Origin of the sequence: Pseudomonas sp., from assembly GCF_048265905.1 — a bacterium.
Lineage (GTDB): Bacteria > Pseudomonadota > Gammaproteobacteria > Pseudomonadales > Pseudomonadaceae > Aquipseudomonas.
Window position 1 is genome coordinate 200,401 of the sequence record NZ_JBLXAP010000005.1, and the last position, 22,626, is coordinate 223,026.

Here is a 22,626-nt window from a genome sequence, read left to right on the forward strand (position 1 = left end):
TGGGCAAGCGATCAGGGTTTTAGTCTCCACTGATAGCTTTGCCCTTGATGCGAGCCCCCCAAGCTGCCGATAATGTGCAGTTTTCAACCAGAGCCTCACGCGCAGCCGCGCCAGATCGGCCGACAGAGCAGACCATGAAAGACAGCATTCGCCACCTGATCCAACAAGCCCTGACCGCCCTTATCGCTGAAGGCGTGCTGCCTGAAGGCTTGACCCCGACGATTCAGGTGGAGAACACCCGAGACAAGAGCAACGGTGACTTCGCCAGCAACATCGCCATGATGCTGGCCAAGCCTGCGCGGATGAAACCACGTGATCTCGCTGAAAAGCTGGTTGCTGCACTCCCTGCAGACCCGCAAATCACCAAGGTCGAGATCGCCGGCCCCGGTTTTCTCAATTTTTATCAGAACAACGCCGCGCTGGCTCAGCGCCTTGAGGCCGCACTGGCAGACTCGCACCTGAATGTACGCAAGGCCGGTGCAACACAACGAGTTGTTGTCGACCTGTCGTCACCGAATCTGGCCAAAGAAATGCACGTCGGCCACCTGCGCTCGACCATCATTGGTGACGCGGTTGCTCGGGTGCTTGAGTTTCTTGGCGACGAAGTCATCCGTCAAAATCACGTGGGCGACTGGGGCACTCAGTTCGGCATGTTGCTGGCCTACATGGAAGAAAACCCTGAGGCTGCAAAAAGCGAACTGGCTGACCTCGAAGTGTTCTACCGCGCCGCGAAAAAGCGTTTTGATGAGTCAGAAGACTTCGCCAATCGCGCTCGCGAGCTGGTGGTTCAACTGCAAGCCGGTGAGCCTGAGTGCATGCGCTTGTGGCACCGCTTCAATGAAATCTCGCTGAGCCACTGCCAGAAAGCCTATGACCGCCTCAACGTCAAACTGACGCCAGCTGATGTACGCGGCGAAAGCGCCTACAACGACGACCTGGCCAATGTAGTCGCTGACCTGCAAAGCAAGGGCTTGCTCAGTGAAAGTGAAGGCGCCAAATGCGTGTTCCTCGACGAATTCAAAAATGCTGAAGGCAATCCCCTGCCAGTGATTGTGCAGAAAGCCGGTGGCGGTTATCTGTATTCAACCACCGACCTTGCGGCCATGCGTTATCGCAGCCAGACGCTGAAAGCCGATCGCGCCTTATACTTTGTCGACCAACGCCAAGCGCTGCATTTCCAGATGGCATTTGAGGTGGCGCGGCGCGCTGAGTTTGTCGCCAAAGACATGCAACTCGAACACATGGGTTTCGGCACAATGAACGGCGCAGACGGGCGTCCATTCAAAACCCGCGATGGCGGCACGGTAAAACTGATCGACCTGCTTGATGAGGCGGAAGAACGCGCCTACCAACTGGTCAAAACGAAAAACCCGGACACCGCTGAAGATGATTTGCGCGCTATTGCGCATGCCGTCGGTATTGGCGCAGTCAAATACGCAGACCTGTCAAAGCATCGCACCAGCGATTACAGCTTCAACTTCGAATTGATGCTCAGCTTTGAAGGCAACACCGCACCCTATTTGCTCTACGCCTACACCCGGGTCGCCAGCGTACTGCGCAAACTAGGCAAGTCTTTCGATGAGATCAACGGCGCCTTGGACCTCCAAGCGCCACAAGAAATCGATTTAGCAGGCAAGCTGGCCCAGTTTGGCGAGGTGCTCAACAGCGTCGCCGAAAAAGGCACTCCACATATTCTCTGCACCTACCTTTACGATGTTGCCGGCCTGTTCTCAAGCTTCTACGAACACTGCCCGATCATCAACGCCGAAAGCCCTGAAACTCAGCAAAGCCGCCTGCGTCTGGCTGCGTTGAGCGGGCGCACACTCAAGCAAGGTCTGCAATTGCTCGGCCTGGAAACATTGGAGCGCATGTAAGTGGCAGCCCGTAAAAAACCGGCTCCCAAACGCGGAGCCAGTCGCTATAAAGCACCTGCTAAAAAACCTGTCCCGGGATGGATCTGGCTCGCCTGTGGCCTGGCGATTGGCGTGTTTGTGATGTTGCTGATGAACCTCAAGCCCGGCAGTGGCGAGGTGCAACGCGACCGTGCCGAGCAGGCGCGCAATGCACAGGCAAAACAGGCTAAGCCGACAACCAAACCTGAGCAGACAAAGCCCAAGTACGACTTCTACACCTTGCTACCCGAGTCAGAAGTCATTGTGCCGCCCGAAGCCTTGCCACAAAGCAAGCCTGAGCAAAAACCGGTCACACCAGCAGAAGCGGCCAAGATCGACGCAGCCCGTGCTGAAGCGGCACTGCGAGGTGAAACGCCGCCGCCACCGCCTGCGGTGGTCGCACAAGTTGCGCCGGTAACCACTCAGTTCTTCCTGCAGGCTGGCTCGTTCCGGCGTAAAGACGATGCTGAAAGCGTGCGCGCGCAAATCACACTGCTCGGCCAGAGCGTACGGGTAGAGGCTGGCACCGTCAAAGACGAAACCTGGCACAGGGTTTTAGTGGGGCCGTTCTCGACCCGCGAACAATTGTCGCAGTCGCAAAAGACCTTGGCTGCCAACGGCTTCAGCAACCTGCTGTTACAGCAGCGTCAAGCGAACTAAGCCCTATCCATGACCGGCTCAAGCTGAGCCGGTCAGCAATTTTCTGTTACGCCCTCAGCAGCCGTTAAGACGAAAATCTGTGCGCTTCGGTTGAAAAGCACGATTCGCCCCCCCATTTGTTTCTACATTGGGCATTTTCGCCCCGCAGCGTGGAGACTCACCCCTTGACCACAATCGTATCAGTGCGCCGCCACGGCAAAGTCGTCATGGGCGGCGATGGCCAGGTTTCTTTGGGCAACACCGTGATGAAAGGCAACGCGAAAAAAGTTCGCCGCCTGTACCACGGCCAAGTACTCGCAGGTTTTGCTGGCGCAACTGCAGACGCCTTCACCCTGTTTGAACGTTTTGAAGGCAAACTTGAAAAGCATCAGGGCCATTTGGTCCGCGCCGCTGTTGAGCTGGCGAAAGACTGGCGTACCGACCGCTCACTGAGCCGCCTCGAAGCCATGCTCGCGGTCGCTAACAAAGATGCTTCGCTGATTATTACGGGCAACGGCGATGTGGTTGAACCCGAGCACGGCTTGATCGCCATGGGTTCTGGCGGTGGGTTTGCCCAAGCCGCGGCAATCGCTTTGCTGCAAAACACCGAAGACATGAGCGCCCGCGAAGTGGCCGAAAGCGCACTCAATATCGCCGCCTCAATTTGTGTATTCACCAATCAGAATTTGACTATCGAGGAACTGGACTCGGCGATTTAAACCGCCTGAGCGCCATTCGGAGCCCTTATCCATGTCCATGACACCCCGTGAAATTGTCCACGAACTGAATCGCCATATTATTGGCCAAGACGACGCCAAGCGCGCCGTTGCGATTGCTCTGCGCAACCGCTGGAGACGTATGCAGCTGCCTGCTGAGTTGCGTGCAGAAGTTACGCCCAAGAACATCTTGATGATTGGCCCGACCGGGGTCGGTAAAACCGAAATCGCCCGACGTCTGGCTAAGCTGGCCAACGCGCCATTCCTTAAGGTCGAAGCAACCAAGTTCACCGAAGTGGGTTACGTCGGCCGCGATGTTGAGTCGATCATTCGCGATCTGGCAGATGCCGCCCTGAAAATGCTCCGCGAGCAAGAGATCATCCGAGTGCGCCATCGCGCCGAAGATGCTGCCGAAGATCGCATCCTTGATGCCCTGCTGCCGCCTGCGCGCACGGGTTTCCAAGAAGAAGCCGCTCCAGCCACTGATTCCAACACTCGTCAGCTGTTCCGCAAGCGTTTGCGTGAAGGCGAGCTGGATGACAAAGAAATCGAAATCGAAGTTGCAGACAGCCCAGCTGGCATCGAAATCATGACCCCTCCGGGCATGGAAGAAATGACCAACCAGCTGCAAAATCTGTTCTCGAACATGGGTAAAGGCAAAACCAAGAGCCGTAAGCTCAAAGTTAAAGATGCCTTGAAGATGGTTCGCGACGAAGAAGCGGCGCGCCTGGTTAATGAAGAAGAGCTCAAGACTCGCGCCCTGGAAGCCGTTGAGCAGCACGGTATTGTTTTTATCGACGAAATCGACAAAGTCGCCAAGCGTGGCAACACCGGCGGTGCTGATGTATCGCGTGAAGGCGTGCAACGTGACTTGCTACCACTGATCGAAGGCTGCACCGTCAACACTAAACTGGGCATGGTCAAAACCGACCACATCCTGTTTATTGCCTCCGGCGCCTTCCATCTGAGCAAGCCGAGCGATCTGGTGCCAGAGCTGCAGGGTCGCCTGCCAATTCGGGTCGAACTGAAAGCCTTGAGCCCAGAAGACTTCGAGCGAATTCTCACCGAACCGCACGCTTCGCTGACCGAGCAATACGCAGCGCTGCTTAACACCGAAGGGCTGGGCATAGAGTTTGTCGGCGATGGCATTAAGCGTATTGCTGAGATTGCCTGGCAGGTCAACGAAAAGACCGAAAATATTGGTGCACGTCGCCTGCACACCTTGCTTGAGCGCCTGCTTGAGGAAGTGTCGTTCAGCGCTGGCGATATGGCTGCCGAGCATACTGGCAAGCCAATCCAGATCGATGCAGCTTACGTCAACAGCCACTTGGGCGAATTGGCCGAAGACGAAGATCTGTCGCGCTATATTCTCTGACTATGGCGTAGGGTGGGTAATGCTTTTTTGCCCACCAAACTGGCTAGACTGTAGGATGTTTTAATCCACCCTTTTGCCAGCAGACAGTTGAGCAAGTTACTAACACTTGGATGTTTTGATCTTGAGCAAATGGTGGACAAGCTTCGCGTTGTCACACCCTACGCAGTCGCACCCTACGCAATACCAATGACTGCTTTTAACCTATGCAAGGCGTAAGCAATGACCATGGCGAAAATCCCCAGCGCAATCGAACTGCACAAAGCATCGAAAACCCTGACGCTGAAATACGCCGAGGACAGCTACACCTTGTCTGCCGAGTTTTTACGCGTCCATTCGCCTTCTGCTGAGGTGCAGGGACACGGCAATCCAATCCTGCAAACCGGTAAGATTAACGTTGGCTTGAGTAGTATCGAACCCGCTGGCAATTACGCACTAAAATTGTGCTTCGATGACGGCCATGACAGCGGCCTTTTCAGCTGGGACTACCTTTACCAGCTCGCCACTCGTCAGGATCAGCTCTGGTCAGACTACCTCGCCGAGCTGCAAGCCGCTGGCAAGTCACGCGACCCCAACGAGTCGATTGTGCGGCTCATGCAGTAAGTCCTCGGGGTACAATTTTCTGCGGCATGCTCTATATCGCGATGCCGCGCACCAAATCTGTCATTCCAGCGCCCGCAGTCAACTATTACTGCACAGTTAGAACGCATTTTCTAATCTCTGAAGGCATACTGCTTTTCACCCAAAGCAGTGCACGTGTGTCTTGCGCAAACGTAAAAACTCGGGTAACCAAGTAACTGGCAAGTTACCTGCATCTGGAGCATCCAGCGGCATACAGTCGTCATGTTGATTGCATACGGTAACCCGAGTCATGCCAAGCTCTTCATTATGTCCACGCGCATAATGCAATTGAGGTAGGTGTCTTAGGACAATGGAGCGTCAAATGGTTGATAAAAATAATGATGCGCTGAAGCATCAAGCTTCAGAGAACACCCTTGGGCTCAATCCCGTTGTTGGAATCCGAGGTAAAGACCTGCTCACATCGGCGCGGATGGTCCTGTCCCTTGCGCTCAAACAACCCTTACACAGCGCCAAGCATGCCGCGCACTTTGGCCTTGAGCTAAAGAACGTTATGTTTGGCCAGTCTGAACTACAGGCCGACCCCACGGACCGCCGCTTCAGCGACCCAGCCTGGAGCCAGAACCCGCTCTACAAACGCTACCTGCAAACCTATTTGGCGTGGCGCAAAGAACTGCACCACTGGATCGACGAAAGCACCTTATCGCCACAGGATGCCAGCCGCGGCCATTTCGTGGTCAACCTCATGACTGAAGCCATGGCGCCAAGCAACACGCTGGCAAACCCAATGGCGGTCAAACGTTTCTTTGAGACCGGCGGCAAAAGCCTGCTCGACGGTCTCTCCCATCTCGCCAAAGACATCGTCAATAACGGTGGCATGCCCAGCCAAGTTAATATGTCTGCCTTCGAGGTCGGTAAAAATCTTGCCACCACGGAAGGCGCGGTGGTCTTTCGCAATGACTTGCTCGAGCTGATTCAGTACTCACCCGTCACCGAGCAAGTTCACGAGCGGCCACTGCTGGTCGTTCCGCCGCAAATCAACAAGTTCTATGTATTCGACTTGTCGACAGAAAAAAGCGTTGCGTTGTTTCTTTTGCGCAACGGCGTGCAGACCTTCGTCGTCAGTTGGCGCAACCCGACTAAAGCCCAGCGCGAGTGGGGCCTGAGCACCTATATCGAAGCGCTTAAAGAAGCGATTGATGTGGTCAGCGCCATTACCGGCAGTAAAGATATCAACATGCTTGGCGCCTGCTCTGGCGGCTTGACCACCACCTCGTTACTCGGCCATTACGCCGCATTGGGCGAGCAGAAAGTCCATGCCCTGACCTTACTGGTGAGTGTGCTCGACACCCAGCTAGATTCTCAGGTCGCGCTGTTCGCCGATGAAAAAACCCTGGAGGCCGCAAAACGTCGCTCATACCAAGCTGGCGTGCTTGAGGGCAGCGACATGGCCAAGGTATTTGCCTGGATGCGGCCCAATGACTTGATCTGGAATTACTGGGTCAACAACTATCTGTTGGGTAATGAGCCGCCAGTTTTCGATATCCTGTACTGGAACAATGACACCACACGCTTGCCAGCAGCCTTGCATGGCGAGTTCATTGATATGTTCGTCACCAATCCGCTGACACGCGCTGGCGCGCTTGAAGTCTGCGGCACGCCGATTGATCTCAAGCAGGTCAAAAGTGACCTGTTTTGCGTCGCCGGTAGCGCTGACCACATCACGCCTTGGGAGTCTTGCTACAAGTCAGCCAAGTTATTTGGCGGCAATTGTGAGTTTGTACTTTCGAGCAGTGGCCACATCCAGAGCATTCTCAACCCGCCTGGCAATCCCAAGTCACGCTACATGACCAATACCGAAATGCCGGATGACGCCAAAGACTGGCAGGCAAGCGCCACCAAACACACTGACTCCTGGTGGCTGCACTGGCAACAATGGTTAGCTGAACGCTCAGGCAAGACCAAACCGACAAAAGCCCAGCTTGGCAATAAAAAATACCCAGCGGGTGAAGCCGCACCGGGCACCTATGTACACGAACGTTAACTATGGGACCTCTGAAAAAAGTAGCGAGCGACGATAGTACAAGGCAAAAAAATGCGAAAAAGCGGAGTTTAGTTAGCCTAAATGAGCATTTTGAGCAGTTTTTTAACGCCGTAATATCTAGCGCAGTAGTTTTTCAGTGGTTCCCTAACTGCGCACTGATGCCCGCAGCGCTAGACAGCGCTGCTCATTTAAACTCAGCGGACCAGAATGATCTGGTGGCTATGAATACAGCCAGAACCGTCCTGCAGACGGTTTAACTGATAGGGCTATGCGTATGTCGCTACCATTTGTATTTCGCACCATCGAACTGGATGGCCAGACAATCCGTACCGCGGTTCGCCCCGGTAATAGCAAGATAGCGCCGCTGCTGATCTTCAACGGCATCGGCGCCAACCTTGAGCTGGTCATGCCGTTTGTTAAAGCACTCGACCCCGAACTCGAAGTCATCGCCTTCGATGTGCCCGGAGTTGGTGGTTCCTCAACACCCAGCACGCCATATCGCTTTCCCGGACTCGCCAAACTGGCCGCGCGGATGCTCGACTACCTCGATTATGGTCAGGTCAATGTCATCGGCGTATCCTGGGGGGGTGCGTTAGCCCAGCAGTTTGCTCACGACTACCCCGAACGCTGCAAAAAACTAGTTTTGGCAGCGACCGCAGCGGGCGCAGTGATGGTGCCGGGAAAACCTAAAGTATTGCTGCGCATGGCCAGTCCTCGTCGCTATATCCAGCCCTCATACGGCGTACAAATTGCGCCAATCATCTACGGCGGTGCATTTCGTCGTGACCCAAAACTGGCCATGGCCCATGCCAGTAAAGTGCGTTCATCGGGCAAGGTCGGTTACTACTGGCAACTGTTCGCAGGCTTGGGTTGGACCAGCATTCACTGGCTGCACAAGATTCGCCAACCAACACTGGTACTGGCCGGTGATGACGACCCGATTATTCCGTTGATCAATATGCGGCTGCTGGCTTGGCGTATTCCAAATGCGGAGCTGCATGTGATTGATGACGGCCACCTGTTTCTCGTGACCCGTGCTGAAACCGTGGCGCCAATCATCATGAAGTTCCTTGATGAAGAGCGCCAACGCGCGGTTATGCACCCCGTCCCGGTCGCGGCCTCAACCCATTAACCTCGCCGCGACAGTCACATGACTGTCGCACTCTTGTAGTGCTTGCGCCCTATAGTCGACTCATTTAAGGGCTTGGTATTTTCCGCCAGAAAGCCTCGCAGGCTCTGCAATGCAGGTTTAGCCACATTGGTACAAGCCTTGCTGCGCAACACAAAACAATGAGTCCTGACCTGCATGCACCTGGTGCTTAAAGCTGCGCACGACCAGCCCCAAAGCCAAAAACATGCGTACAAGGGTTCGCAGCGTAATAACGACGGAGTGTTATTTCATGCCTGATAAGATTAGCAAAAGCAGCTTGCCAAGCTCAGCCAGAGCCATGAATGCGCAAAACGTTATTTCTGGCCTTCGCGGGCGCGATGTTATCTCTACATTCCGTGTTCTAGCGCTGCAAGGACTTAAACAGCCAGTACACAGCGCCAAGCATTTGCTGGCGTTTGGCGGTCAACTAGGTCGCGTGCTGGTGGGCGATACACCGCACAAGGTCAACCCACACGATAGCCGTTTCAGTGATCCGACCTGGCACCTCAACCCCTTCTACCGCCGCAGCTTGCAAGCCTATCTGGCATGGCAAAAACAGCTAAATAGCTGGATAGATGAAAGCACGCTGTCGGCCGATGACCGCACACGCGCTCGCTTTGTCTCGTCGTTGTTGAGCGATGCGCTGTCACCGTCCAACAGCCTGCTCAATCCACTGGCCTTGAAAGAACTTTTCAACAGTGGCGGCAGCAGCGTTTTCAAAGGGCTCAACCACCTACTTGATGACTTGCTGAACAATGGCGGGATGCCCAGCCAAGTCAGCAAGCATGCATTTGAAGTCGGTCGGAACCTGGCGACAACACCCGGCGCAGTGGTGTTTCGCAACGAAATGCTGGAATTGATCCAGTACAAACCGATGAGCGAAAAGCAATACGCCAAACCACTGCTTATCGTGCCGCCGCAGATCAACAAGTTCTATATTTTTGACCTGTCACCTGAGAAGAGCTTCATCCAGTACGCCCTGAAAAACAACCTGCAAACCTTTGTTGTCAGCTGGCGCAACCCTGACCCACAACATCGCGAGTGGGGCCTTTCAAGTTATGTGCAAGCACTTGAAGAGGCGCTTGATGCCTGCCGCGCCATTACCGGCAGCAAAGACGTTAACCTACTCGGTGCCTGTGCTGGCGGCTTGACCATTGCCGCGCTGCAAGGGCATTTGCAGGCTAAACGCCAACTGCGAAAAATCTCCAGCTCAACCTATATGGTCAGCCTGCTCGACAGCCAGATCGAAAGCCCGGCGATGCTGTTTGCCGACGAGAAAACCCTTGAAGCTGCCAAGCGACGCTCCTATCAACAAGGCGTACTCGACGGACGCGACATGGCCAAGGTATTTGCCTGGATGCGGCCCAATGACTTGATCTGGAATTACTGGGTCAATAACTACTTGATGGGCAAGTTACCGCCCGCCTTCGACATCCTTTACTGGAATAACGACAACACGCGCCTGCCAGCAGCGCTGCATGGCGATTTGATCGAATTTTTCAAGTACAACCCGTTGACCCGGGCCGGCGCCCTGGAGATTTGCGGCACACCGATTGATATGCAGAAGGTCAACGTCGACAGCTTCAACGTCGCGGGGATCAATGATCACATTACCCCGTGGGATGCTGTCTACCGCTCGACCTTGCTGCTCGGTGGCGACCGGCGCTTTATTTTGTCGAACAGCGGACACATCCAAAGCATTCTCAACCCGCCAGGCAATCCTAAAGCCAACTTCTTCGAGAACCCCAAACTCACCTCGGCCCCTCGCGCCTGGTATTACGACGCAAAAAACCAGCAAGGCAGTTGGTGGCCTCTATGGCTGGAGTGGATTCAAGCGCGCTCGGGCACTCAACGCGAGACCATCATGGCCATTGGTGATCAGAACCATCCACTGTTGGCAGAGGCTCCCGGTAATTACGTGCATGTGCGCTAGGGAGTTTCCTGGCGCACCTAGGCAACTCGCAATGCGAGCACAACCTGCTACTGGCCGAAACCGCGTGACACAGTTATCTTGAGGCCATGAGCATCAACAATAAGAAACCAGCATGAAAACTCGTGAACGGATTCTCGAATGCGCCCTGATGTTGTTCAACCAAGAGGGCGAGCCCAATGTTTCAACCCTTGAAATCGCTAACGAGCTTGGCATTAGCCCAGGCAACCTGTATTACCATTTCCACGGAAAAGAACCTTTAATCAACGAGCTCTTTGAGCGCTTTCAAGCTGAACTTGCACCTTTGCTTGACCCGCCTGAAGACGCACAACTGGATGTTGAGGATTACTGGCTGTTCCTGCACTTGATTGTCGAGCGCATGGCCAACTACCGTTTTCTATTCCAGGATTTATCCAATCTGACAGGGCGCCTGCCCAAAATCGCCCGCGGCATGCGCCACTGGCTTAACGCGCTAAAACGCACGCTAGCAGCCTTGCTTGGGCGGCTCAAAGCTGAAGATCAACTGCTTAGCGACACCCAATCCCTTGGCCAACTTGTTGAGCAGATAACCCTGACTCTGCTGTTCTCACTCGACTACCAACGCATCGTCGGCAATGAAGGCGAAAGCCGTTTAGTGGTCTACCAAGTCATGATGCTGGTTGCACCGCACTTGAACGCCGAGTCACGGTTTGCCGCCGAGCACCTTGCCCAGCGCTACCTGGAAAACTAATTCGCAGATAGCAAAAAGCCCGGCACAAATGCCGGGCTTTTTGTTTAACCGCTAAACGCTTACGACTGTGTAGTAGGCGTCGCTGGAGTTGCTGCCGGTGTGGCCGTTGCTGGCGTAGCAGGTGTGGCCGGTGTGGCCGGTGTAGCTGGAGCAGCGGGCTTAGCTGCAGTTGGTTTAGCTGCAGTTGGTTTGGCAGTTGGCTTAGCCGCTGGCTTGCGCACTGCTGGCTTCTTTGCTGCTGGTTTGGCAACCGGCTTAGCAGCAGGTTTTGCAGCTGGTTTAACCGCAGGCTTAGCTGCTGGTTTCGCCGCTGCTTTAACTGCAGGTTTTGCAGCAGGCTTAGCCACAGCTTTTGCCGCAGGTTTGGCTGCTGCCGCCTTGGCGACTGGCTTTTTCGCCGCAGGTTTAGCCGCTGCTTTTGGTGCTGGCTTAGCCACGGTTTTAGGCGCAGGTTTGGCCGCAGGCTTAACCGACTTAACCGAAACGCCGGTGAGCTTTTCGATTTGCTTGGTCAGGCTTTCAACTTTTGCATTAAGCGCTTTCACTTCATTGCGACTCGGAACACCAAGACGCGAAATAGCATTGTTCAAACGCTTGTCAAAAGCTTCTTCCAACTCACCCCACTTGCCGATTGCCCTGCCACGTACTTCGTCGACTTTCGACTTGGCAGAACCTACACGTGAGTCAACGGAAGATTTAGCAGCACCCACTTGTTTGTCGACTTCGGTCTTGGCTTGCTTCTCAGCTTTCTCGCCATCCTTGACCAGCGTATCGAACAGCTTAGTGCCGTCCTTGCTGACTTTGGAGTAGGCGCCCAAACCGGCCAGCCAAATTTGACGTGAGTAACGCTCTACGCCGCCGATCCACGAACTAGCTTCTTTTTCGACTTTCTTTTTAACAGCCATCCGACTCTCCTTATTTGGTACGCGAGACGTGATCAAGCAAAGCACTCAGCTCATCCAGCTTAGCAGAGAGAACATCGATGTCCTGCTTTGACGGAATACCAATACGGTTCAGAGCGGAGGCAACACGAGTGTCGAACGCCTTCTCGATTTTGTCGAGTTGCAATTCAACTTTGCCTTTAACACTGCTGACATTGCTGCGCACATTGCTTTTCACGCTGTCGATCTGACTGTTAGCCGCATCAACTTGTTCATCAACAATTTTTTTGCCTTTGCGCTCAACACCTTCACCGGTCTTGATCAGCTCTTTCAAATACTCAACGCCTTCCTGACCGGCTTTGGCGTATGCGCCCAAACCAGCAAGCCAGATTTTACGCGCATAGATTTTGGCGTCGGTCAGCACTGTGGCGCTGTCTTCGACAACAACTTTCTTTTTGATAGCAACTTTTGACATGGTGCACCTCACTCATAATATTTAGAGGAAACGCCCACAAAGTGCAGGCTTGAGACACACCATATCGATGAAAATTAGAAACTACATACTAAGAGCTGCAATTAATGCGCAACCCCAAAGCGCTAGGCGAGATGTTTATCCAGCACCTGCTCAATCTCGCGTTTGATCGTACCGCTCAATGCCGAGAGCATTAAACCAAGGCTAAGCTGCACGCGGACCTGATCTTCGCCAACCTCAATTCGACCGTCAGCGCCGCTGCGCTTGAATTCGAGCACATCACCCTTCCATTGATAACGCACGCCATATTCGTTGGATAAGCGCTCTGCAAGATACTCAGCCTTCTCACGGGCCCCATCGCGGCCCAGTGAATGAGGCCGTTGAATGTCAATTTTAGCCATTGGTTTCCTCGTGGCTGTGACCCTAATTGGCCTGACTATAGCAGGCCAATTGGTCACTCTGCTCGCGGCCATGCAGCGCATGCCAAGACATAAGCCACGTCGCGGGTTTAGAATGGCGCTCACTATGATTCAAGTGAGCGCAACATGAACGATCCGCGCAAGAACAGCGACAGCGAACCGACCACACACTTTGGCTTTAAAGACGTGCCGGAAAGCCAAAAGGCTGAAAAAGTCGCAGAAGTGTTCCACTCGGTGGCAGCAAAATACGACGTCATGAATGACCTGCTTTCTGGCGGTATGCACCGCCTGTGGAAGCGCTTTACCATTGAACTGTCCGGCGTTCGTGTCGGCAACAAGGTGCTCGACATCGCGGGCGGCACTGGCGATCTCACACGCCAGTTCTCACGCTTGGTGGGCCCGACTGGCGAAGTGGTCCTGGCGGACATCAACGATTCGATGCTTAAAGTCGGCCGTGACCGCCTGCTTGATCGCGGCGTTGCTGGCAACGTCAAATTTGTTCAGGCGGATGCCGAAAAACTGCCATTCCCGGACAACCACTTTGACTGCGTGACCATCGCCTTTGGCCTGCGCAACGTGACCCATAAAGAGGACGCTCTGCGTTCGATGTTGCGGGTGCTCAAGCCGGGTGGGCGCTTGTTGATTCTGGAGTTCTCCAAGCCATCGAGCGCCATGCTCTCGAAAATCTACGATCGTTACTCATTCACCTTTATGCCGCTGATGGGCAAGCTGATAACCAATGATTCAGAAAGCTACCGCTATCTGGCTGAGTCGATCCGCATGCATCCCGATCAAGATACGCTGAAGGCGATGATGGTCGATGCCGGTTTTGAGCGCACCACGTACCACAACATGACCGGTGGTATCGTCGCGCTGCACCGGGGTATCAAGCCCTGATGCTGCTGAGCGGGCTACTGGCTGGCGTTGAAACCGGCCTCAACCGGGTGCTGGCACTGGATAGCACTGCGCTGCCGCGTCTTGAGTCTCTGGCTGGCAAGGTGATTGCAATTGACTGTCAGGCGCCAGCATTAAGCCTGTTCATCATGCCCGACGGTGAAGGTCTGATGCTTGCCGCCCATTGGGAAGGTGACGTTGATTGCCGGTTACGTGCACCCGCATCCAGTTTGATTCGCCTGGCCACCAGCCGCGATAAGACAGCGGTGCTGCACAGTCCGGAAGTTGAGCTCGAAGGCGATAGCGCGGTGCTGCTCGACTTCGCCGCCATACTCCAAGACCTGGAACTGGACTGGGAATACGAACTGTCGCGCTGGCTAGGTCCGGTCGGCAGCCAGTTACTCGGTAGCCATCTGCGCAGCCGCGCCAATTGGACAACACAAACACTGGACACCCTGCGTTTAAACCTCGCCGATTATCTCAGCGAAGAGTCACGCACCTTGGTTGGCCAACGTGAAGCCAATGCGCGCTTCACTGAACTGGATGACCTCAAGTTAGCCCTCGACCGTCTCGATGCCCGCATCGAACGTCTCGCCCAACGTAATAAGCCCAAAGAATGAAGCTGCTCGCCGTACGTCGCTTGTTTCGAATTCTGCGTGTAATCATCCGCTACCAGCTTGATGACTTACTCTTTGCCTTACCGTTGCCGCTGTGGCTGCGCGCGCTCAGTTATGCCCTGCCATGGCGCTGGTTACCGCGCAAAGACTTGGGTCTAAGCCGCGGTGAGCGCTTACGCTTATCGCTTGAAGAACTCGGGCCAATTTTCATCAAATTTGGCCAACTGCTCTCCACCCGTCGTGACTTGATGCCGCTCGACGTCGCCGACGAGCTGAGCAAGCTGCAAGATCAGGTGCCACCGTTCGACCCTGCGCACTCACTGGCGCTTATCGAAGAACAACTCGGTGCCAAAGTTGCCGACACCTTTGCCCGCTTCGACCCGCAACCACTGGCCTCGGCGTCAGTTGCTCAGGTTCACGCAGCACGGCTGAAAACCGGCGAAGAAGTGGTGATCAAAGTCATCCGCCCCGGCCTTAAACCAGTGATTCGCCAGGATATCGCCTGGTTGTTCATCATCGCCAAGATTGCCGAAAAAGCCTCTGCAGATGCCCGCCGCCTGCGTCCGGTTGAGGTGGTCAGCGATTACGAGAAAACTATTTACGACGAACTGGATCTGCTGCGCGAAGCCGCGAATGCGAGTCAGCTGCGCCGCAACTTTGAAGGTTCGCCGCTACTTTATGTACCGCAAATCTACTGGGATTATTGCCGCCCGAAAGTGCTGGTCATGGAGCGCATATACGGCATCCCTGTGACCGATCTGGCGACATTGGCGGATCAACGCACCGACATGAAACTGCTGGCCGAGCGCGGCGTTGAAATTTTCTTTACCCAGGTGTTCGACCACAGCTTTTTCCATGCTGACATGCACCCCGGCAATATCTTCGTCAGCACCAGCCAACCCTGGAACCCGAAGTACATCGCCATCGATTGCGGCATCATTGGCAGTCTGACCCCAGAAGATCAGGACTATCTGGCGCGCAACCTGCTCGCATTCTTCAAACGCGACTATCGCCGCGTTGCGCAACTGCACATCGACTCGGGCTGGGTGCCGGCGCAAACCAAGGTCAATGATTTCGAGGCGGCAATTCGCACCGTCTGCGAGCCAATCTTCGAGCGACCACTCAAGGATATTTCCTTCGGACAGTTGCTGATGCGTCTGTTCCAGACGGCACGACGCTTCAATATGGAGGTCCAGCCGCAGTTGGTACTACTGCAGAAGACCTTGCTCAACATTGAAGGGCTTGGTCGTCAGCTTTACCCAGACCTTGACTTGTGGAGCACCGCCCAGCCATTTCTGGAGCGCTGGATGCGTGAGCGAATCAGCCCGCTGCATTTGTTGCGCAACCTGCAACAACAAGCAGAGCAGGTGCCGCACCTGTCGCAGATGGCCCGCGATACCCTGGAAAAACTCAACCAGCAAGAACTTAGGGTTAAAACTGTTGAGCCAAGGTACTCAATCTGGCCAGCCCGCCTGCTCGGCGGTGCGTTGATTGCAGGCGCGGTTAGCCAGGGCTTGCTGCTTGACCTGATAGCATGGCCGATCTGGACAATGCTCGTCGCGGGTATTTATCTGGTGCTGCGCCGATAGCCACGCCCGAGCGGTACTGGCAAACTAGAGACTCGAAAAGCCCGAATTGGGCGGAATCTGTAATGAACGATTGGCTTGATGAAATAAACTGGAACAACGATGGCTTGATTCCGGCAATTGCTCAGGATCACCAAACTGGCCGAGTGCTGATGATGGCCTGGATGAACCGTGAAGCATTGGCGCTGACAGCCAGTGAAAACCGCGCCATTTACTGGTCACGCTCGCGTGGGAAACTGTGGCGCAAAGGCGAAGAATCCGGGCACGTACAAAAGCTCCACGAGCTGCGTCTGGATTGCGATGCCGATGTGATCATCCTCAAAGTCGAGCAACTCGGCGGAATCGCTTGCCATACTGGACGGGAAAGCTGCTTCTATCGCGTATTTGAAAACGGCGCATGGAAAACAGTCGACGCAGTGATCAAAGACCCAAAAGCAATCTATGCCGAAGGACACAGCCATGACTGATACCCTGACCCGCCTGGCTGAAGTACTTGAGTCGCGCAAAGGCGCAGCGGCGGATTCCTCCTATGTGGCGAGCCTGTATCACAAGGGCTTGAACAAGATTTTAGAGAAAGTCGGCGAAGAATCAGTTGAAACCATTCTCGCCGCGAAGGATGCTGCAACCAGTGGCGATTGCAGCGACGTAATTTACGAAACAGCCGATCTGTGGTTTCACAGCATGGTTATGCTTGCCGCCCTTGGGCAACATCCTCAAGCTGTGCTGGACGAATTGGATCGACGCTTTGGATTGTCTGGACACGCAGAAAAAGCTGCTCGTTCAGAGTCCTGAATCTTATTTAAATCGGAGTAAACATCATGGGTTTCGGTGGAATTAGCATTTGGCAGCTTCTGATTATCCTGCTGATCGTGGTCATGCTGTTCGGCACCAAGCGCTTGAAAGGCGTCGGTTCTGACCTCGGCGATGCAATCAAAGGGTTCCGCAAGTCGATGGGTAATGAAGACGCGGACAAACCGCCGGTTGAGGACGAAAAAGGCCAGACCTTTGACGCTCAGGCGCGCAAGGTTGAAGACCCAACCAAGAAAGACTAAGCCTGCTGTAGTCAGCTCGCTTGATCCAAACGGCCCGCCCGGATGCCGCGCAGCATTAATGCGTAGCATCTGCTGGCTGCTCTCCCGCTCTCCAGCAGGTCCTGTGTTACAGGTCCAAAGAGTCAGCTCTCATGTTTGATATCGGTTTCACTGAACTGCTTTTGTGCGGACTAGTTGCGCTGGTCGTGCTCGGTCCCGAGCGTTTGCCGGGCGCAGTACGTACAGCAGGCTTATGGATTGGCCGGATCAAACGCAGCTTCAACGCAATCAAAGCTGACGTTGAGCGAGAAATTGGCGCGGATGAAATTCGCCGCCAATTGCACAATGAGCAGATTCTCGAGCTTGAGCGCGAAATGAAGGCGATGAAGAACGACATTCTCGCCCCAGGCAAAAGCTCAGACAAACCGGTCGCCGAAACGCCGCAAACGACCGCTGCCGTTGAGCCAAGCGACGCGGCTCAAGCACCCTTTGGCGAGACCCCGAGCGTAGCGCCCGAGCCAAGCCTGCCGAGCGAAACTCCGCCCGCAGCAACAGAGCCAAGCACTTCAGCCAGCCAGGATAAAGCCCAACAACCATGAGCCGTTTACCTGAACACGACGACGAAATGCCACTCGTCTCGCACCTGACTGAACTGCGCACTCGCCTGCTACGCTGCGTATTGGCAATATTTGTCCTGTTTGCTGGCCTGTTTTACTTCTCGCAAGACATCTATGCACTGGTAGCGGCGCCGCTTCGCACTTATCTGCCAGCGGGCGCGACGATGATCGCAACCGGGGTGGCCTCACCGTTTCTGACACCGTTCAAACTGACCCTGATGGTTGCGCTGTTTCTGGCGATTCCGGTGATCCTGCATCAGATCTGGGGCTTTATCGCGCCCGGCCTGTACAAGCATGAAAAGCGTATTGCCGTGCCCTTGCTGATCTCCAGCATCCTGCTGTTCTACGGCGGCATGGCGTTCGCCTACTTCGTGGTCTTCCCAATCATGTTCGGCTTCTTCGCCAGCGTCACCCCGGAAGGGGTCGAAATGATGACGGACATCGGCCAATACCTCGACTTTGTGTTGACCCTGTTCTTCGCCTTCGGCGTAGCCTTCGAGATTCCAGTGGCAACGTTTCTACTGATCTGGGTGGGTATCGTTGACGTCCCGACCCTGCGCAAAGGCCGGCCCTACGTTGTGGTTGGCTGTTTTGCAATCGGCATGGTCCTGACGCCACCCGACATTTTCTCGCAGACCTTGCTCGCCGTACCGATGTGGATGCTGTTTGAAGCAGGCTTACTCTGCGGCGCAATGGTCAAACGCCGTGAAGAACAGGAAGCCAATGAAGCAGAGGCAGCCGAGAGCGATAAAGCCGACCAGCCGCCTGCTACCAAGCCGTGAACCTGCTGCTGCTAGAAGACAGCGATTGCATTAGCGCCGACCAAGCTATCCTCAGCGGTCGGCGGCTAAAGCACATGCAGGAAGTGCATCGCGCCGAAGCTGGAGACAGCTTACGTGTCGGTCGCATCAATGGACTGATGGGTAATGCGCAGATTCTGCAGATGGATGCACAGCAGGCGCATATCCAGTTCGAACTTGATCAAGCGCCGCCAACAAAACTGCCCCTTACCTTGCTGCTGGCACTGCCGCGCCCGAAAATGCTCCGCCGCGTGCTGCAAACCATCAGTTCAATGGGCGTTGCCCGCGTGGTGCTGCTCAACAGCTACCGGGTAGAAAAAAGCTTCTGGCAGACACCCTTTCTGCAACCAGAGGCGATTCGTGAGCAACTGATTCTGGGGCTGGAACAATCCCGCGATACAGTGCTGCCGGAGATCAGTATCGAAAAACGCTTCAAACCCTTTGTTGAAGATCATCTGGCGCAGATGGTTGGCGACAGCCTGGGCCTGGTCGCTCATCCCGGTGAGTACCCCGCGTGCCCGCGTGCGATTGAGCGCCCGGTAACGCTCGCCATCGGCCCGGAAGGCGGCTGGATCCCTTATGAGGTCGAAAAACTGCAAGAGGCCGGTCTGGAACCGGTTCAAGTCGGCGAGCGCATCCTGCGCGTCGAGACAGCCGTTACCGCCCTGCTAGCCCGCCTCTTTTAGGACGTGCTAATCGCCAACCGTACGCACTGACCAATGCGCAGGCAGCAGCTTGCCGCGATATTTGGGCGACTCCTCCAATTGCACATCCTGCGGCAGCAATGGCTCAGCACAGTGTGAACAGACCATCAAACCGTGCATCTGCTCGCCGCAACTCGTATGACGATGGCGAATTGGCGCTTCACCCTCCTCACTCATGTGCACATCGCCCCAACGCACCAGCGCCATGATGGCTGGATACAGATCGCGCCCTTTAGCTGTTAGCCGATACTCCTCGCGTACAGGCCGCTGTTGATAGGCCTGTTTGCTCAACACCTGCGCTTCAACCAGCTTCTTTAAACGGTCAGACAATAGATGCCGCGTCACGCCAAGGCGCTGCTCAAAGTCGTCAAAACGGCGAATGCCCATAAAACATTCACGCAGCACCAGCAGCGTCCAGCGGTCGCCGACCACCGATAAGGTGCGGGCCAAGGAGCACGGTTGTTGATCAAGTTCTTCCCAGCGCATGCATTGCCTCCACCAATCTGGCGTTAAGAATAGCTTGACAGGTTCTAAAATGGAACTGACTATTTAGGCAAGTTCCAAAACAGAACCCTGAGGCAGAATAACTATGACAACTCAACGCAAAGCAGTTTTGATAGTAGGCGCTGGCGACGCGACCGGTAGCGAGATCGCGAAACGATTTGCCCGTGAGGGCTACGTCGCTTGCGTGGCCCGGCGCAACGCGGAAAAACTTCAGCCCTTGGTCGAGAGCATTGAGCAGGCGGGCGGCACTGCTCGGGCGTTCGGCTGTGACGCCCGCATTGAAGAACAAGTGATTGAGATGTTCACCACGATTGAGCGTGAAATCGGTCCGTTGCATGCGGTGATCTTCAACATCGGCGCCAATGTGAGTTTCTCAATCACCGAAACCACAGAGCGCGTTTACCGCAAGGTTTGGGAGATGGCCACGCTAGCCGGTTTCCTGACGGGCCGTGAAGCAGCCAAAGTGATGCTGCCACGCGGACAAGGCACCATCATCTTCACCGGCGCGACGGCTTCGTTACGCGGCGGCAAAGGATTTTGCGCTTTCGCTGGGGCTAAATTTGCCTTGCGCGCATTGGCTCAGAGCATGGCCCGCGAGCTTGGGCCACAAGGTATCCATGTAGCCCACCCAATAATCGACGGTGCCATCGACACTGCATTTATTCGGGAGAACTTCCCGGAACACTACGCCCGCAAAGAGCAAGACGGCATTCTAAACCCCGAACACATCGCCGACAGCTATTGGCAACTGCATTGCCAGCCACGCGACAGCTGGACACATGAACTGGATTTACGTCCGTGGATGGAAACCTTTTAAAGCCGCGCGCACAGCAAAACGACAGGAGTTACCCGATGAGTAAACAGGTTGAGTTTTTCTTCGACTTTGGCAGCCCCGCCAGCTATCTGGCCTGGACCCAACTGCCAAAGATTGCAGGCAATGCGGGCGCACAAATTAACTGGCGCCCCATGCTGCTGGGCGGTGTATTCAAAGCCACTGGCAATTTTTCCCCAGTGCAAATCCCAGCCAAAGGTCGCTATATGCTGCATGACCTTGGCCGCTTCGCCAAACGCTACAGCGTACCCATGAGGTTTAACCCAAACTTCCCGATCAATACCCTGACCTTGATGCGTGGCGCAGCCGGTTATCTCGATGACGAGCGCTTTGAGCTGTTTGTCAAAGTCATATTCGAAGCGATGTGGGTAGACGCCAAGAACCTGGCCGATCCACAACAAATTGCAGAAGTGCTCACAGCAGCAGGCTTCGATCCTGAAGAGTTCGCACGACTGGTAGCAGACGAGGCGGTCAAGGAGCGCTTGAAAGCCAATACCGAGGAAGCCGTCAAGCGCGGCGTATTTGGCGCACCGAGCTTTTTTGTCGACGGCGAGCTGCACTTTGGCCAGGACCGCCTCGACTTTGTCGCCGAGGCGTTGGCGCGCTAGCACCTTTCAGTGCGCTGCCCGAAGATGGGCAACGCCTTTGGATCTGGCACTTTGGCATTCGCAAGCTGGGCAAACTCTGTGGCTATTTCGGTGAGCAAGCTAGGCGTTGTCACACCCTGCTTGCCAAAGCTTATGTCTCAAGCAGGAAGGTCACTGGCCCATCATTGGTCAACTGCACTTGCATATCGGCACCAAAGCGCCCGGTGGCGACAACCGGGTGCTGGCGGTGTGCTTGCTCGAGCAACAGATCAAACAGCTCAGTCGCCAATGCAGGTGGCGCAGCGGTGGAGAAGCTTGGACGCAGGCCGCTTTTGGTATCCGCGGCCAAGGTGAACTGAGACACCAGCAGCAAACCGCCAGCGACATCACTCACCGAGCAGTTCATCTTGCCATCGGCATCGCTAAAGACTCGGTACTTGAGCAGTTTGTGCAGCATTTTGCTGACACTCGCGGGCGTATCGTGCGGCTCTACACCGACGAGCACCAGCAAGCCTTGTCCAATCGCGCCAACTACTTCGTCCTCAACCGTGACTTGCGCACTGCTTACCCGTTGAATGAGTGCCTTCATGCTTCATCCGGCGCCAAATCAAGGATACGTCGTGCAACCTGATCTGTTGCGCGGACCAATGCATCGGTAATTCCGACTTCAGCTGCTGCGTGGCCAGCGTCGCGGATGATCTGCAGCTCACTGTTTGGCCAGTTCTGGTGCAGCTCCCAAGCGTTGTCCAGCGGGCAGATCACATCATAGCGGCCGTGCACAATTACGCCGGGCAGATGGGCAATTTTGTGCATGTCGCGGATCAGCTGGTCGGGCTCAAGGAAGCCATTGTTAACGAAGTAATGGCACTCGATGCGAGCGATTGATAAGGCTCTATGCGAGTCGCAAAAGCGGTCTACCACTTGCGGGTTTGGTCGCAGTGTCGCGGTGCGACCTTCCCAGGCAGACCATGCCTTAGCCGCATGCATCTGGGCGATCTGATCATTACCGGTCAGGCGCTTGTGAAATGCGCGAACAAGGTCGCCACGCTCCTCCTGCGGAATCGGCGCAACGTAATCCTGCCAGTAATCCGGAAACAGGCGGCTGGCACCTTCCTGATAGAACCACTGCAGCTCTTGCGGACGGCAGAGGAATATCCCGCGCAAAATTAAAGCGTGGACTCGCTCGGGATGCGCTTGAGCATAAGCCAAACCGAGAGTCGAGCCCCACGAGCCACCGAATACCACCCACTTGTCGATACCCAAATGCTGGCGAATAACTTCGAGGTCAGCGACTAGATCCCAGGTGGTGTTGTTCTCCACGCTTGCGTGCGGGGTTGAGCGCCCGCAACCGCGCTGGTCGAAGGTGACAATGCGGTACAAGTTTGGGTCAAAAAAGCGCCGGCTCAGTGCATCACACCCAGCACCCGGACCGCCATGAATAAACACTACAGGCAAACCATCCGGCGATCCGCTTTCATCCACATAAAGCACATGCGGCGCATCCACTGCCAGCTCATGGCGGGCGTAGGGTTTAATCTCCGGATACAACGTTTGCATGGTTAGCTCCTGAAATATTTTTTACAGTGTCATCGGCACTGGTAACGATCTTTCTGCCGAGCATCATAACCAT

General features: G+C 55.1%; 26 protein-coding genes. 20 read left to right on the top strand and 6 right to left on the bottom strand.

The window, feature by feature from the left end; all coding sequences use genetic code 11:
* The first annotated feature begins 134 nt into the window (after positions 1–134).
* The 9 genes from argS (at position 135) to ACN0UH_RS09575 (ending at position 11,052) form a co-directional block, all read left to right on the top strand.
* Positions 135–1,874 (top strand): arginine--tRNA ligase, encoded by a 1,740-nt coding sequence (argS, locus tag ACN0UH_RS09535; RefSeq protein ID WP_417661839.1) that lies wholly within the window; start codon positions 135–137, stop codon positions 1,872–1,874.
* Positions 1,875–2,552, top strand: a complete 678-nt coding sequence (locus tag ACN0UH_RS09540; protein WP_417661840.1) for an SPOR domain-containing protein — start codon at positions 1,875–1,877, stop codon at positions 2,550–2,552. It abuts the gene before it with no gap.
* Positions 2,553–2,716: 164 nt separating this feature from the next.
* Entirely contained in the window at positions 2,717–3,250 is a 534-nt protein-coding gene (gene hslV, locus ACN0UH_RS09545; protein WP_087518476.1) for an ATP-dependent protease subunit HslV, read from the top strand.
* Between the two features lie 31 nt (positions 3,251–3,281).
* Positions 3,282–4,622, top strand: a complete 1,341-nt coding sequence (gene hslU, locus ACN0UH_RS09550) for an ATP-dependent protease ATPase subunit HslU (RefSeq protein ID WP_417661841.1) — start codon at positions 3,282–3,284, stop codon at positions 4,620–4,622.
* Positions 4,623–4,847: 225 nt separating this feature from the next.
* On the top strand, positions 4,848–5,222 hold the full coding sequence (locus tag ACN0UH_RS09555; protein ID WP_087519201.1) for a gamma-butyrobetaine hydroxylase-like domain-containing protein: 375 nt from the start codon (positions 4,848–4,850) through the stop codon (positions 5,220–5,222).
* Between the two features lie 340 nt (positions 5,223–5,562).
* Positions 5,563–7,242 carry a class II poly(R)-hydroxyalkanoic acid synthase gene (phaC, locus tag ACN0UH_RS09560; RefSeq protein WP_417661842.1) on the top strand — a complete coding sequence of 560 codons (1,680 nt, stop codon included), beginning with the start codon at positions 5,563–5,565 and terminating at the stop codon, positions 7,240–7,242.
* Between the two features lie 274 nt (positions 7,243–7,516).
* The gene (gene phaZ, locus ACN0UH_RS09565) at positions 7,517–8,374 is read left to right on the top strand and encodes a poly(3-hydroxyalkanoate) depolymerase (protein WP_417661843.1); all 858 of its coding nucleotides are present in this window, start codon (positions 7,517–7,519) and stop codon (positions 8,372–8,374) included.
* 268 nt (positions 8,375–8,642) lie between these two features.
* A complete protein-coding gene (gene phaC / locus ACN0UH_RS09570) occupies positions 8,643–10,325 on the top strand; it encodes a class II poly(R)-hydroxyalkanoic acid synthase (RefSeq protein WP_417661844.1) in 1,683 nt (560 codons plus the stop codon).
* A gap of 112 nt (positions 10,326–10,437) precedes the next feature.
* Positions 10,438–11,052 (top strand): TetR/AcrR family transcriptional regulator, encoded by a 615-nt coding sequence (locus ACN0UH_RS09575; RefSeq protein WP_087518480.1) that lies wholly within the window; start codon positions 10,438–10,440, stop codon positions 11,050–11,052.
* A 59-nt stretch (positions 11,053–11,111) separates the two neighbouring features.
* On the opposite strand, the gene ACN0UH_RS09580 is transcribed toward ACN0UH_RS09575, so the two are convergent.
* The 3 genes from ACN0UH_RS09580 to ACN0UH_RS09590 all read right to left on the bottom strand — a co-directional run bounded on the left by ACN0UH_RS09580 (position 11,112) and on the right by ACN0UH_RS09590 (position 12,806).
* Complete coding sequence (locus tag ACN0UH_RS09580; protein WP_417661845.1) at positions 11,112–11,957, bottom strand: phasin family protein; 846 nt, start codon at positions 11,955–11,957, stop codon at positions 11,112–11,114.
* Positions 11,958–11,967: 10 nt separating this feature from the next.
* Positions 11,968–12,408 carry a phasin family protein gene (locus ACN0UH_RS09585; RefSeq protein WP_417661846.1) on the bottom strand — a complete coding sequence of 147 codons (441 nt, stop codon included), beginning with the start codon at positions 12,406–12,408 and terminating at the stop codon, positions 11,968–11,970.
* Between the two features lie 122 nt (positions 12,409–12,530).
* A complete protein-coding gene (locus ACN0UH_RS09590) occupies positions 12,531–12,806 on the bottom strand; it encodes a polyhydroxyalkanoic acid system family protein (protein ID WP_417661847.1) in 276 nt (91 codons plus the stop codon).
* A 144-nt stretch (positions 12,807–12,950) separates the two neighbouring features.
* Here ACN0UH_RS09590 and ubiE point away from each other — a divergent pair, with 144 nt between their 5' ends.
* The 9 genes from ubiE (at position 12,951) to ACN0UH_RS09635 (ending at position 19,055) form a co-directional block, all read left to right on the top strand.
* Positions 12,951–13,721 (top strand): bifunctional demethylmenaquinone methyltransferase/2-methoxy-6-polyprenyl-1,4-benzoquinol methylase UbiE, encoded by a 771-nt coding sequence (ubiE, locus tag ACN0UH_RS09595; protein ID WP_087518484.1) that lies wholly within the window; start codon positions 12,951–12,953, stop codon positions 13,719–13,721.
* Positions 13,721–14,338: a ubiquinone biosynthesis accessory factor UbiJ gene (locus ACN0UH_RS09600; protein WP_417661848.1), complete on the top strand. Its 618-nt coding sequence runs from the start codon at positions 13,721–13,723 to the stop codon at positions 14,336–14,338. Before ubiE ends, ACN0UH_RS09600 begins: the two co-directional genes overlap by 1 nt.
* Complete coding sequence (gene ubiB / locus ACN0UH_RS09605; protein ID WP_417661849.1) at positions 14,335–15,924, top strand: ubiquinone biosynthesis regulatory protein kinase UbiB; 1,590 nt, start codon at positions 14,335–14,337, stop codon at positions 15,922–15,924. The genes ACN0UH_RS09600 and ubiB overlap by 4 nt, the downstream gene beginning before the upstream one ends.
* 62 nt (positions 15,925–15,986) lie before the next feature.
* Positions 15,987–16,388 (top strand): phosphoribosyl-AMP cyclohydrolase, encoded by a 402-nt coding sequence (gene hisI / locus ACN0UH_RS09610; RefSeq protein WP_417661850.1) that lies wholly within the window; start codon positions 15,987–15,989, stop codon positions 16,386–16,388.
* The gene (locus ACN0UH_RS09615) at positions 16,381–16,713 is read left to right on the top strand and encodes a phosphoribosyl-ATP diphosphatase (RefSeq protein WP_417661851.1); all 333 of its coding nucleotides are present in this window, start codon (positions 16,381–16,383) and stop codon (positions 16,711–16,713) included. Before hisI ends, ACN0UH_RS09615 begins: the two co-directional genes overlap by 8 nt.
* 26 nt (positions 16,714–16,739) lie before the next feature.
* Positions 16,740–16,973 (top strand): twin-arginine translocase TatA/TatE family subunit, encoded by a 234-nt coding sequence (tatA, locus tag ACN0UH_RS09620; RefSeq protein WP_087518489.1) that lies wholly within the window; start codon positions 16,740–16,742, stop codon positions 16,971–16,973.
* A gap of 131 nt (positions 16,974–17,104) precedes the next feature.
* On the top strand, positions 17,105–17,551 hold the full coding sequence (gene tatB, locus ACN0UH_RS09625) for a Sec-independent protein translocase protein TatB (RefSeq protein ID WP_417661852.1): 447 nt from the start codon (positions 17,105–17,107) through the stop codon (positions 17,549–17,551).
* On the top strand, positions 17,548–18,351 hold the full coding sequence (gene tatC / locus ACN0UH_RS09630; protein ID WP_417661853.1) for a twin-arginine translocase subunit TatC: 804 nt from the start codon (positions 17,548–17,550) through the stop codon (positions 18,349–18,351). The genes tatB and tatC overlap by 4 nt, the downstream gene beginning before the upstream one ends.
* Positions 18,348–19,055: a 16S rRNA (uracil(1498)-N(3))-methyltransferase gene (locus ACN0UH_RS09635; protein WP_417661854.1), complete on the top strand. Its 708-nt coding sequence runs from the start codon at positions 18,348–18,350 to the stop codon at positions 19,053–19,055. The genes tatC and ACN0UH_RS09635 overlap by 4 nt, the downstream gene beginning before the upstream one ends.
* 6 nt (positions 19,056–19,061) lie before the next feature.
* Here ACN0UH_RS09635 and ACN0UH_RS09640 read toward each other — a convergent pair whose 3' ends face one another.
* The gene (locus tag ACN0UH_RS09640) at positions 19,062–19,559 is read right to left on the bottom strand and encodes a winged helix-turn-helix transcriptional regulator (RefSeq protein WP_417661855.1); all 498 of its coding nucleotides are present in this window, start codon (positions 19,557–19,559) and stop codon (positions 19,062–19,064) included.
* Positions 19,560–19,662: 103 nt separating this feature from the next.
* Between ACN0UH_RS09640 and ACN0UH_RS09645 the strand changes: the two genes are divergently transcribed.
* Complete coding sequence (locus tag ACN0UH_RS09645; protein WP_417661856.1) at positions 19,663–20,394, top strand: SDR family oxidoreductase; 732 nt, start codon at positions 19,663–19,665, stop codon at positions 20,392–20,394.
* A 35-nt stretch (positions 20,395–20,429) separates the two neighbouring features.
* Positions 20,430–21,017: a 2-hydroxychromene-2-carboxylate isomerase gene (locus ACN0UH_RS09650; RefSeq protein WP_417661857.1), complete on the top strand. Its 588-nt coding sequence runs from the start codon at positions 20,430–20,432 to the stop codon at positions 21,015–21,017.
* Positions 21,018–21,147: 130 nt separating this feature from the next.
* On the opposite strand, the gene dtd is transcribed toward ACN0UH_RS09650, so the two are convergent.
* Together dtd and pip are read right to left on the bottom strand one after the other, a co-directional pair.
* Positions 21,148–21,585 (bottom strand): D-aminoacyl-tRNA deacylase, encoded by a 438-nt coding sequence (gene dtd / locus ACN0UH_RS09655; RefSeq protein ID WP_417661858.1) that lies wholly within the window; start codon positions 21,583–21,585, stop codon positions 21,148–21,150.
* A complete protein-coding gene (pip, locus tag ACN0UH_RS09660) occupies positions 21,582–22,553 on the bottom strand; it encodes a prolyl aminopeptidase (protein WP_417661859.1) in 972 nt (323 codons plus the stop codon). Before pip ends, dtd begins: the two co-directional genes overlap by 4 nt.
* Between the last annotated feature and the right edge of the window lie 73 nt (positions 22,554–22,626).